Here is an 11,863-nt window from a genome sequence, read left to right on the forward strand (position 1 = left end):
CCGGAGCCTTCGCCGATGCATTACGTCTTCGACTTCTCCGCCATCTTCCAGGGGGAGTACCCGGCCTGGCTGCTCAGGGGGCTCGTCACCACCCTGGCGCTGGCCGGACTGGCCTGGATCCTGGCGTTCCTGGTGGGCAGCCTGCTGGCGGTCATCCGCCTGACGGGCTCGCCCGTGGCCAACGCGTTGATCGCGCTGTACGTGGCCTTCCATCGCAACGTGCCGATGCTGGTGCACATCCTGTTCTGGTATTTCGGCGTGCCGGCCCTGCTGCCACAGGCCGCCACCGACTGGCTCAACACGCATGGCAGCGAGTTCATCCTGTCGTGCATCGCCATCGGCCTGGTGATGTCGGCCTATGTCTGCGAAGACCTGCGCAGCGCGGTGCGCGGCATCCCGCCGGGCCAGGTCGAGGCGGCGCGCGCGCTGGGCCTCGGTTTTCTGCGCACCATGCGCTGCGTGGTGCTGCCGCAGGCCTTCCGCATCGCCATCCCGCCGCTCTTGAACCAGACGCTGCTGCTGGTCAAGAACACCAGCCTGGCCATGGCCATCGGCGTGGCCGAGCTGACCGCCGCCGGCCGCGAGATCGAGAACTACACGTTCCGCACCTTCGAGGCTTACGCGGTGGTGACGGCGATCTACCTGCTGCTGTCGTTCCTGATCATGGGCGGCGGCGCGCTGCTGCAGCGGCGCTACCGTCCGCTGGGAGGCCATTGAATGTGGGATATCCTCAAAGACAACTGGCTGCTGCTGCTCATCGGCCAGTATCCGCATGGCCCGATCGGCGGCCTGGCCGCCACGCTGGGCCTGGCCGCCGTCAGCCTGGCGCTGGCCCTGCCTTGCGGCGTGCTGCTGGCGCTGGGCCGCATCAGCCCATACCGGGCGCTGCGCTGGCCGGCCTCGGCCATGGTGTACCTGGTGCGCGGCCTGCCGCTGCTGATGTTCATCTTCTGGGCCTACTTCTTCGTGCCGCTCATCATCGGCCGGCCGGTGGCGGGCACCACGACGATGGTGGTGGCGCTGGTGTGCTACGAAAGCGCCTACCTGGCCGAGATCATCCGCGCCGGCATCCAGGCGCTGCCCCCCGGCCAGCAGGAGGCCGGCCGCGCGCTCGGCCTGTCGTACATGCAGACCATGCGCCGGGTGATTCTGCCGCAGGCGCTCTACAACATGCTGCCCAGCATGCTGAGCCAGTTCGTCTCGACCGTGAAGGAAACCTCGCTGGCCTACGTGATCAGCGTGCAGGAACTGACGTACGCCGCCAACCAGATCAACAGCGTGCTGCTGACCAAACCGTTCGAGGTGTTCGCGTTGCTGGCGCTGACTTATTTCATCCTGAATTTCGGCCTGAGCGCCCTGGTGCACCTGACCGAAAAGCGCATCGGCAGCCGCCGCGCCGGCCGCGCACCCGTTCCCAAGGTGGTCCCGACATGATCCGATTTTCCGAAGTGCAGAAGTGGTACGGCGACTATCAGGCGCTGGCCGACGTGACCGCGCAGGTGCGCCGCGGCGAGGTGGTGGTGGTGTGCGGCCCGTCCGGATCGGGCAAGTCGACACTGATTCGCACCGTGAACCGATTGGAGCCTATCCAGAAGGGCGTGATCGAGGTCGATGGCCAGGACATCTACGGCGGCAAGGTGCACCTGGACACGCTGCGCAGCCACATCGGTTTCGTATTCCAGCAGTTCAACCTGTTTCCGCACCTGTCGGTGCTGGAGAACCTGATGCTGGCGCCGCTGCAACTGAAACGCGCCCGCCGTCCAGAGGCGCGCGAACGGGCGATGCAATTGCTCGACCGCGTTGGCCTGGCGCACAAGGCCGAGGCCTATCCGGCGCAGTTGTCCGGCGGGCAGCAGCAACGCGTGGCGATCGCGCGGGCGCTGGCGATGAATCCGCCGGTGATGCTGTTCGACGAGCCGACCAGCGCGCTGGATCCCGAGATGGTGGGCGAGGTGCTGCAGGTGATGAAGGGCCTGGCTCGCGACGGCATGACCATGGTGTGCGTGACGCACGAGATGGGGTTTGCGCGGGAGGTGGCCGATACGGTCTGGTTCATGGATGCGGGGCGGATTGTGGAGGTGGCTGGGCCGGAGGCGTTTTTCGGTCGGCCGGAGACGGAGCGGGCGCGGAAGTTTCTGGCTGAGATTCGGAGGTGAATGGGGTGTTGCGCTTGGGGTTGGGTTCTTGAGTCGCGCGTGTCGGGGTCGGTGGGGGATGGCGGGGCTACGATTGCGGTCCGGAGCGTTCGCTCCGGACTGCCCCTTCGTCATCCTCGTTGCCGCCTGCCGGCGGCTGCCTTCGGATTCCCTCGGGCGCATCTACACGCCCCGCCATCCCCCACCGACCCCGCCACGCGCTCGCGATGAGACTTAGCCTCGGGCGTTGGGGCGGTCTGTGTGCTTGGCGTTTTGGCGCACATCGGGGCTGGAGAGGAGGGTCTTGCGGGGCCCGCCGCAAGCCGGCCGCGCGGGCGGCCTTTTGCGGCTTACACGGCGTCTTGCGTCGGGGTGATGGCGCTCTCGCGTGTGGGAGAGGCCGAATCGCTTGCTATTGAAAGCCTGTTGGCACCCCGCCTGTTTGTGGTCGGCGCGAGAGGTCGTCACGCGCAACATGTCTTATGCCGCGCCGACCACCACCGCCCCTCCCCCTGACGTGCGGAATCATTAGAAAACCGCTCGCCGCCAGCGCGCAGCGCACCCGCAACACAGTCAAATGCACAGACGCCAGTTGTGGCCGCCCGCGCGGCCGCAACTGGCAGCCCCGCAGATTCCATTCCCTGCACACAGGTCTAGCAGCGCGACAAGCCTAGATACGCGTAGCCCCTCGGGCGGGCGGACCCGATGGCGGGCAACCTCGATGCGCCCGACGGAATCCGAAGGAGTCGCCGAAGGCGAGGACGAGGATGAGGATGGGGCAGTCCGGAGCGAACGCTCCGGACCGCAATCGTGGGCGCCCGCCATCGGGTCCGCCCGCCCGAGGGGCGACCTACGAAGATCAACGACGACGCCAAAAAAACACCAAACCCCAAAAGCAGCAGCAGAAAAAACCCGCCACCAAGCACAATCACTCAGCCAACGGATCCTGAAACTGCGAACACTTCACCTGCACCAGCTTCCGATCCTGCAACCGCAACGCCGTCAACGCCCCGCCCCATACGCATCCCGTATCCAGGCAGATCACATCCGGCCGCACCATCAGCCCCAGCGTCGACCAATGGCCGAACACCGTCGTCACGTTGCGCGTCGCGCGGTTCGGCACGTCGAACCACGGCACCAGGCCCGCCGGCCAGGCGCCCGGCGTCACCTTGGTCGCGAACTCCATATGGCCATTCGGCGTGCACAGGCGGATGCGCGTCAGCGCATTGATGATCACCCGCATCCGCTTGCCGCCCTTGTGGTCTTCCTTCCACGTGGCCGGCTCGTTGCCGTACATCTTCTGCAGCGCCTTCTGCCAGTTCGGGCCGCGCAGCGCATCCTGCACCTCGGCCGCCAGCGACAGCGTCTTGGCCACGTCCCACTTGGCCAGCGTGCCCGCGTGCACCATCAGGTGGTCCTGCTCGAAATGCGCCAGCGGCCGCGAGCGCAGCCAGTCGATCAGGTCGGCCGAATCCGGCGCCCGCAGGATCTCGTCCAGCGTGTCCGACTTGGACGGCTTGCGCACGCCCGCGGCGGCCGCCAGCAGGTGCAGGTCATGGTTGCCCAGCACCACCGTGGCGCGGTCGCCCAGGTCGATGATGCGGCGCAGGGTCGCCAGCGATTGCGGGCCACGGTTGACCAGATCCCCGGCGAACCAGAAGCGCGACTTCGGATCGCCGACCAGTTCGGGGTGGGACAGCAAGCGATCCAGCGGCGAGCAGCAACCTTGCACGTCGCCGATCATCCAGATACTGCCGTTCATGCGGGACTCTTGCTCCAGGGCCAACGTTGTTGGACGATACGGGTGATGGTGTGGCGGTACTCCATGTAGCTCATGGCGCCCAGCGCCAGGGCCATGGCGCCGATGTTCGGCCCCAGGGCGGTGAGCCAGGGCGGCCACTTGCCCAGCATGCCTACGTTCAGCGCCAGCTGGTTGAGCATGAAGAAGCCCACGCCCAGCAGGATGCCGATGAACACCTTGGCGCCCACGCCGCCACGGCGCGTCTGCATCAGGCCGATGGGGGCGGCGATGGTGATCATCACCAGCAACGTGAACGGATACGCCAGTTTGCGCCACAAGGCGACCACCTGTCGACCATATTGCAGCTGGTTGTTGCGCAAATAATCCACATAGTCCAGCAGCGTCACGATCGACATGCGCTCGGGGGTCAGGACCCGCGCCAGCAGGCGTTCCGCGCTCAGGGTGGTGTCGACAGTGCGCTCGGGCACCTTGACCACCACCGCCGGGGGATTCTTGGGCGGACGGGCGTCGGCCAGCGTCTCGGCGGCGTTGTCGTCCAGGCGGGTTTCCGAGACGTCCTTGAGGACCAGGTCGCCGTGGGCGAACAGGCCATTGGGCGCGGTCGACAGCACCGACAGCGTCAGGTCCTTCTTGAATTCGTAGAGGGTGACGCCGGTGACCTGGCCGTCGCCCTGCAGCGCGGCGATGTTGATGATGCGGGTGCCGCCGTTGGCCGTGGGTTCCTTGAACCAGTAGCCGCTGTTCAGGCGGTCGCCGCCGGCCTTGCCGCGGAACATCAGGTTGGCCTCGCCGGATTTCATCTCGGCCCAGGGGGTGACGTACTCGGACAGCAGGGCGGCCCCGATCATCAGCGGGATGGTGACGATCCAGAGCATGCGCAGCAGGCGCATGCCGCTGACGCCCGAGACCCGCAGGATCACCAGCTCGTTGCGCTGGGCCAGGCCGGCCAGGGCCAGGATGGCGCCGATCAGCAGGCCGATGGGCAGCAGGTCGTAAAGTCGGGTCGGGATGGCCAGCGCCTGCATGTACAGCAGGGCCATCATGGAGAACTTGTCACCCACGTTGTCCAGGTCGTCCACCAGTGCGAAGAACGTGAAAAGACCCAACAGGGCCATAAGGACCACTGCGCAAGAGCGATAGATCTCGCGGGCCAGGTAGCGACGGGCGGTACGCATGTAAGGGACGAAGGAGCGCGTAAACGTGAAAGCTTAACAAATCCGGCCGCCCAAGGTGGGCGGGAACCGGTCCGGATGGCGGGTTTCCGTATCAGGGGATGTCGACCATCTGCATCCGCCGGGTCAGGGTGTACACGCGCGAATTCAGGTAGTTGGAATTGCGGTGGCTGTCATAGAAGCGCGGATTGGGCAGCATGGCCGCCAGACGGGCCGACTGGCTGGCTCCCAGGTTGGCCGCCGGCACGTTGAAATAATGCCTGGCGGCCGCCTGGGCGCCGAACACGCCGGTGCCCCATTCGGCCACATTCAGGTACAGCTCCAGGATGCGTTCCTTGGTCATGACGTGTTCGATCATGTAGGTCAGCACCAGTTCCTGGCCCTTGCGCAGGTAGCTGCGGGAGCTGGACAGGAACAGGTTCTTGGCCAGCTGCTGGGTGATGGTCGAGCCGCCGCGCATCTTGCTGCGTCCGGCCGCTTCCTGTTTCTGGTTGTATTCCCAGGCCTTGCGGATGGCATCCCATTCGACGCCGTCGTGTTCCGTGAAGTTGGAATCCTCGGACGCCACCACCGCCCGCTTCAGGTTGCGGTTGATCTTGTCATAGGGCACCCACTCGTACTTCAGCTGGAAATCGGGGTTGCCGTCGCGCAGGCGCGCCAGTTCCTCGCGCATGATGGCGCTGCTGCCGGGGTTCTGGTAGTTGTACCAGACCACCAGTCCGAACAGCCAGAACTGGTAGAGCAGCACCGCGCACACCAGCGCCATCAGCGTGCCGGTGATGATACGGAACCAGGAGCGGCGCTTGCCGCTCTTGCCGCGGGCGGCCATGCCCTCAGGTCCCGGCCATGAGCGCCTCGCGCAGCGCCGTCAGCACCGGGGCGGGGTCGGGCCGCACCCCGTGCCAGATGAAGAAACTCTCGGCCGCCTGGCCGACCAGCATGCCGAGGCCGTCGGCCGTCAGCGCGGCGCCATCCTGGCGCGCCTGGCGCATGAACGCCGTCGGCTGGGCGCCGTACATCATGTCGTAGGCGGCGGCGCCTTCGGCGTACAGGCCGGCGGGCAGCTCGGGGGCGGCGTCCTGCAGCCCGCTGGCGGTGGCGTTGACGACCAGGTTCCAGCCGCCGGGCAGGGCGGCGTCGGGCAGGCCGCCGGCAGTAACGCGGGTCTGCGGCTCGGCGCCCGTCTCGCGCCAGCTTTCGGCCAGCTCCAGGGCGCGGGCAGCGGTGCGGTTGACGATATGGATGCGGGCGCAACCGGATTGCGCCAGCGGTTGCAGCACGCCGCGGGCGGCCCCGCCCGCGCCCACCAGCAGCACCGAGGCGCCGCTCAGGCGCACGCCCAGGCGCAGCAGGTCGGAAACCAGGCCGACGCCGTCGGTGTTGCAGCCGTGCCAGGCGCCGTCGCGCCAGGACAGGGTATTGACCGCGCCCGCCAGCCGCGCGCGGCTGGACAGATGCCCCGAGGCCAAGGCATAGGCTTCCTGCTTGAACGGCACCGTTACATTCAGCCCCAGGCCGCCCTCGGCGGCGAACCCGGCCACGGCCGCCGTGAAGCCGTCCACCGGCGCCAGCAGGCGCTCATAGCGCAGCGGCTTGCCGGTCTGGCGGGAAAACAGGGCGTGGATCTGGGGCGAACGGCTGTGCGCGATGGGGTTGCCGATCACGGCATAGCGGGCAAGAGGGGGCGCCTCGGTCATGGGGCTTCGGTTTCCAGGGTGTCGTTGACGAAATGCCAGGTGCGGGTGATGACCAGCACATCGGTGTCGCGCGCGATGTCGGGCGGGAACGGCGGAAACGGCGCGGCCAGTTGCACGATGCGGCGGGCGGCCTGGTTCAGCACCGCGTGCGGCGACGGCTGGTCGATCTCGACATTGGCGATGCTGCCGTCGGCCCGCACCGATACGGTGATGCGCAGCGAACCGTAGATGCGGCCGCGGGCTTCGTCGGGATAGTGCCGGGTGCCGACCGCCTCGATGCGCGCGCGCCAGGCGTCCAGGTAGGCGGCGTAGCGCGAGGCCTGGGCGGAGGGCGCCACGAACTGCTTGCGCGGTTCGGCGTTGTATTGCTGGACCTTGGCCGCCAGGGCGGCGACCTGGGCGTTCTGGATGACGCTGGCCTGGTCCTCGGCGTCCTTGCCCCGCTCGTTGCCGTCTGGCCAGGGGTTGACGGCCTGGCGCTCGGCGCCGGCCTTGTCGGCGGCCCGCAGCTGGGTCATCAGGCGGGTCTGTTCGGCCTCCAGCTGGACCTGGCGCTTGCGCATGGCCTCGAGCACGATGGTCTCGGCCGAGGCGCCGGTCTGGGGCAGCGGGGTGGTGGCCAGGCCGCGTTCGGCGTTGCCGCCGCCGCTCATCTGGTTCTGCGCCTGGGCGCGCGGTGTGTCGGGCGGGGTTTCGCTGCGCGCATTGAGCAGCACGACTTCCAGGCTGGTGGCCGGCGGGCGCGACAGGGCGGGCGCGCCGAAGCGCCACGCCAGCGCGCCGGCGTGCACCAACAGCGAAATCGCGATGCCGATGCGCAGGTAGTGCTGGGCGGGCGCGCCCAGCCACCGCAGCGGCCGGCTCAGCGGGGAGGGGGAGTCAGCGAGGCGTTGCACGCACGCATTGTAGAGCCACTCCGCCCGCCGCCGTCACCCTACTTGGCCGGGCGCGGGAACACCCACACCTTGCCGGCCGGCAGCGCCAGGCGGCAGGGGCCGGGTTCGCGGCCCTCGGGGCCGTAGGCGCGCAGCGCCAGGGTATTGGCCGGATCCGCGTCGGGGGTGCGGAACAGGTATTCCCAGCGGTCGCCCAGGTACATGCTGGTCAGCAGCGGCATGTCGATGTGGTTGCCGTCGGGGTCGTCCGCCAGGCGGACCTGTTCGACCCGGATCACGGCGGTGGCGTCCTGGCCCGCGGCCACGCCTTCGCCGGCCTGGCCCCACAGCGCCCAGCCGCGGCCCTCGATGCGGGCGCGGCCATCGCGCACTTCGGTGACCTTGCCGTCCAGGCGGTTGTTGCTGCCCATGAACTCGGCGGTGAACAAGGTCTTGGGCGCGCCGTACATCTCCTGCGGCGTGCCCTGCTGTTCGATCTTGCCGTTGTTCAGCAGCAGGATGCGGTCGGAAATGGCCATGGCTTCGCTCTGGTCATGCGTCACCATCAACGCCGACAGGCCCAGGCGGATGATCAGCTCGCGCAGGAAGGCGCGGGCCTCCTCGCGCAGCTTGGCGTCCAGGTTGGACAGCGGCTCGTCCAGCAGGATCACGGGCGGGCTGTAAACCAGGGCGCGGCCGATGGCCACGCGCTGCTGCTGGCCGCCGGACAGCGCGTGCGGATGGCGCTGGCCCAGCTTGCCCAGGCCGAGCTGGTCCAGCACCGCCTGCACGCGTTCGCGCACTTCGCCCGACGGCACCTTGCGCAGCTTGAGCGGGTAGGCGACGTTGTCGAACACGGTCTTGTGCGGCCACAGGGCATACGACTGAAACACCAGGCCGAGATTGCGCTCCTCGGCCGGGATCTCCTGGCGCGCGGCGCCGTCGTAGACGGTGCGATCGCCGATGGTGATGCGGCCGCGCTTGGGGCCTTCCAGGCCGGCCACGGCGCGCAGCAGGGTGGTCTTGCCGCTGCCCGAGGGGCCCAGCAGCGACACCACTTCGCCCTGGCGCAGTTGCATCGACACGCCCTTGAGCACCGGGTTGTCGCCGTAATCCAGGTGCAGGTCTTCTACAGAAAGCTCAATCATGAAGTTTGACTCCGAATCGCAGGGCGATGCCCAGGCCGATCACGACCAGAACGATATTGATGAAGGAAAGCGCGGCCACGATGTCGATGGCGCCCGAGGCCCACAGCGACACCAGCATGGAGCCGATCGTCTCGGTGCCGGGCGATAGCAGGTAGACGCCGGTGGAGTATTCACGCTCGAAGATCAGGAACATCAGCAGCCACGAACCGATCAGGCCGTACTTGGCCAGCGGCACGGTGACGTGGCGCGTGACCTGGCCGCGGCGCGCGCCGGCGCTGCGGGCGGCTTCTTCCAGTTCGGGGCCGACCTGCAGCAGCGTCGACGAGATCAGCCGCAGGCCGTAGGCCATCCACACCACCGTGTAGGCCAGCCACACGCTGAAAATGGTGCTGCGCATGGCGCGCAGCCATTCGACGAAGTTCTCGCGCGCCCACTCGGCGAACGGCAGTCCCGACAGCCAGCCGCCCAGGTCGGCGTCGAGCGCGTTGTCCAGCCACATCGGCACGAACAGGAACACCCACAGGAAGGCCAGGCCCGCCAGCAGGCCGGGCACGGCGCGCGGCACCAGCACGCTGTAGTCCATGAAGCGCGTGACGTTGTCCGGCTTGCGGTGCATGGCCAGGCCGACGAAGGTGTAGCAGATCACCGCCAGCGCGCCGCCGAACACGCCGATGGCCACCGAGTTGACGATCGCGCGCATCAGGTTGGGTTGCGAGAACACGGTGCGGAACGCGTCCAGCGACAGCACGTCGAACAGCGACACGCCCATGCCCCAGTTGGACACGAAGGCGCGCAGCAGCACGCCCAGCAGCGGCACCACGATGGTGACCAGCAGCCAGAACGCCACCACGCCGCCGGCCACCCAGCGCCACTTGCCCAGCGGCAGCGGACGGGCGCGCGAGGCCTTGCCCTTGACGGTGACGAAGCGGTTGGCGGTGCGCATCAGGCGGCGCTGCAGCATGACCAGCGGAATCGTCATGCAGATCAGCACCACGGCCACCGCGGCCATCAGGTGGTACGAGGGGATGCCGAGCTTGTTGGTCAACTTGTACAGGTAGGTGGCCAGCACCAGGTTGCCTTCGGGGTCACCCAGCACCAGCACCAGGCCGAACACTTCCAGGCCCAGGAAGAACAGCAGCACGGTGGCGTACAGCATGGCCGGCCGCACCATCGGCAGGCTCACCGACACCATCACGCGCAGCGGCGAGGCGCCGCTGACGCGCGCCGCCTCCTCGACGTCCGAGCCCATGCTGCGCAGCGCCGACGAAATGTACAGGTAGGCGTGCGGCACGTGCGTCAGGCCGGCGATGATGACGATGCTGGTCAGCGAATAGACGTTCCAGGGCACGAAGCCCAGGATGTTCTGCGCCCAGGTCGAGAAGAAGCCGACCGGGCCCGCCGCCACCACGTAGCCGAAGCCCAGCACCATTGGCGACACGAAGATCGGCACCAGGATCAGCGGTTCGATCCAGCGCCGGCCCGGCAGGTCGGTGCGGATCATCAGGAACGCCAGCATGCCGCCCAGCGGAATGGCGATGATGGCCAGCCCGAACGCCAGGATGAAGCCGCTTTTCAGCGCCTTGTAGAAATCGGGGTCCGCGAAGATGAAGCGGAACGCATCCAGGCTGAAGACCTTGGACGGCGTGAAGAAGGGCGCGGATAGAAAGCTCTGGATGATGATGAACGACAGCGGCACGTAGATGGCCAAGGCTGTGATCAGCACCACCACGCCGCGTGGCAGGGACTGCCATTTTCTGCGCAATGACTGCATGGGGAAATCCTGTTATCTCGATAGACGCGGGCCGCGCCCGTGGGCCATGAACACCCGGCCCGCGGGCGGCCTGGCGGGCGGCGGTGCTACGCCCGCCCGCGTGCTTGCGGCCGGGGGCGCGCGGCCCCCGGCTGTACCGGCGACAGCCTTACTTGCCGGCGGCGGCGCGCCAGTCCTTGATGAACTGCAGGCGCTTGTTCTGCTCCAGGTAGTCGAGCAGGGTCTCGTTGACCGGGATCGGCTTGAGCGAGGCGCCCAGCTTCTTGGTCATGCCGTCGACGTCGTTGTCGCCTTCGATGTCGTCGCGGACCGAGGCCAGGTCGGCCTGGTTGGCCATGATTTCCTGGCCCTTCTGCGACAGCAGGTAGTCCATCCACAGCTTGGCGGCGTTGCGGTTCTTGGCCTTCTTGCTGATGAACGCCACGCGCGACAGCACCAGCGCGTAGTCGGTCGGATAGGCCACGCCCAGCGACGGGTCGGTCTTGGCGCGGGTCTCGGCGTACGAACCCAGGATGTTGTAGCCGACTAGGTTCTCGCCCGACGAGACGCGTTCCATCATGGTGCCGGTGGACGACTGCACGATCAGGCCGCCCTTGGCGATGTCCTTGAGCGTCTCGAAGTACTTGGGATCGTTGGCCTTGTCCTGCACCGCCAGCATGAAGCCCACGGCCGACTTCTCGATGTCGTAGGTGGTGACCTTGTTCTTGAACTTGTCCGGCTGGCTGGCGATCAGCTTGGCCAGGGCGCCGTGCGTGGTCGGCACTTCGTTGGCCGGGATCAGGCGCTTGTTGTAGATGAACACAGCCGGTTCGTAGGTGGTGCCGTAGGCCGAATCCTTCCACACCGCCCAGGCCGGCAGCTTGCCGATCTCGGGCGACTTGTACTGCAGCGCGTAGTCGGTGGCCAGCTTGAGGGCCGAGTCCATCGACGAGCTCCAGACGATGTCGCCGCTGCTGCCGCCCGCCGCCTGCTCGCTGATGTAGCGGTTGTACAGCTCGGTGCTGTTCATGTCGTTGTATTCGACCTTGACGCCGGGATACAGCGCTTCGAAGCCCTTGATGATGGGGCCGGCCGCCTTGGTGTCGGTGGTCGAGTAGATCACGACCTTGCCTTCCTTCTTGGCGCCGTCGAGGATCTTCTGGTAGTCGGCCGGGTAGCCCGCGGGCACTTGCTGGGCGTAGGCGCTGCCGGCGGCGATGGCGAATGCTGCGGCGCAGGCGGCCGCCAGTCTGGACTTGGCAAGCATGTCTTGTCTCCGTTTGGAATTGGTATCGACAGGCGCATGGACCTGTTGGCGCCCATC

The 11,863-nt window shown here is 67.4% G+C and carries 11 protein-coding genes; 3 read left to right on the plus strand and 8 right to left on the minus strand.

The features are described from left to right. The first annotated feature begins 15 nt into the window (after positions 1 to 15). From AT699_RS03070 to AT699_RS03080, 3 genes are read left to right on the plus strand one after another with little or no spacing between them, the layout of a single operon-like run. A complete protein-coding gene (locus tag AT699_RS03070) occupies positions 16 to 717 on the plus strand; it encodes an amino acid ABC transporter permease (RefSeq protein ID WP_020925284.1) in 702 nt (233 codons plus the stop codon). Continuing rightward, positions 718 to 1,434, plus strand: a complete 717-nt coding sequence (locus AT699_RS03075) for an amino acid ABC transporter permease (protein ID WP_020925283.1) — start codon at positions 718 to 720, stop codon at positions 1,432 to 1,434. Beyond that, on the plus strand, positions 1,431 to 2,156 hold the full coding sequence (locus AT699_RS03080) for an amino acid ABC transporter ATP-binding protein (RefSeq protein ID WP_006388587.1): 726 nt from the start codon (positions 1,431 to 1,433) through the stop codon (positions 2,154 to 2,156). The genes AT699_RS03075 and AT699_RS03080 overlap by 4 nt, the downstream gene beginning before the upstream one ends. A 907-nt stretch (positions 2,157 to 3,063) precedes the next feature. Here AT699_RS03080 and AT699_RS03085 read toward each other — a convergent pair. From AT699_RS03085 to AT699_RS03120, 8 genes are all read right to left on the minus strand, one after another. Further along, a complete protein-coding gene (locus AT699_RS03085) occupies positions 3,064 to 3,897 on the minus strand; it encodes a symmetrical bis(5'-nucleosyl)-tetraphosphatase (protein WP_024067673.1) in 834 nt (277 codons plus the stop codon). Next, on the minus strand, positions 3,894 to 5,072 hold the full coding sequence (gene lptG, locus AT699_RS03090) for an LPS export ABC transporter permease LptG (protein WP_006388589.1): 1,179 nt from the start codon (positions 5,070 to 5,072) through the stop codon (positions 3,894 to 3,896). Before lptG ends, AT699_RS03085 begins: the two co-directional genes overlap by 4 nt. Before the next feature lie 91 nt (positions 5,073 to 5,163). Next, positions 5,164 to 5,898: a monofunctional biosynthetic peptidoglycan transglycosylase gene (gene mtgA / locus AT699_RS03095; protein WP_006388590.1), complete on the minus strand. Its 735-nt coding sequence runs from the start codon at positions 5,896 to 5,898 to the stop codon at positions 5,164 to 5,166. A 4-nt stretch (positions 5,899 to 5,902) separates the two neighbouring features. Then, positions 5,903 to 6,766: a shikimate dehydrogenase gene (aroE, locus tag AT699_RS03100; protein WP_006388591.1), complete on the minus strand. Its 864-nt coding sequence runs from the start codon at positions 6,764 to 6,766 to the stop codon at positions 5,903 to 5,905. Then, the gene (locus tag AT699_RS03105) at positions 6,763 to 7,662 is read right to left on the minus strand and encodes a TonB family protein (RefSeq protein WP_024067675.1); all 900 of its coding nucleotides are present in this window, start codon (positions 7,660 to 7,662) and stop codon (positions 6,763 to 6,765) included. The genes aroE and AT699_RS03105 overlap by 4 nt, the downstream gene beginning before the upstream one ends. Before the next feature lie 38 nt (positions 7,663 to 7,700). Then, entirely contained in the window at positions 7,701 to 8,789 is a 1,089-nt protein-coding gene (locus AT699_RS03110; protein ID WP_024067676.1) for an ABC transporter ATP-binding protein, read from the minus strand. Beyond that, on the minus strand, positions 8,782 to 10,560 hold the full coding sequence (locus tag AT699_RS03115) for an ABC transporter permease (protein ID WP_024067677.1): 1,779 nt from the start codon (positions 10,558 to 10,560) through the stop codon (positions 8,782 to 8,784). Before AT699_RS03115 ends, AT699_RS03110 begins: the two co-directional genes overlap by 8 nt. A 148-nt stretch (positions 10,561 to 10,708) precedes the next feature. Beyond that, positions 10,709 to 11,806, minus strand: coding sequence for an ABC transporter substrate-binding protein (locus AT699_RS03120; RefSeq protein WP_006392747.1), 1,098 nt, complete (start codon positions 11,804 to 11,806; stop codon positions 10,709 to 10,711). Between the last annotated feature and the right edge of the window lie 57 nt (positions 11,807 to 11,863).

It is taken from the genome of Achromobacter xylosoxidans (assembly GCF_001457475.1).
GTDB classification, from domain to species: Bacteria; Pseudomonadota; Gammaproteobacteria; order Burkholderiales; family Burkholderiaceae_B; genus Achromobacter; species Achromobacter xylosoxidans.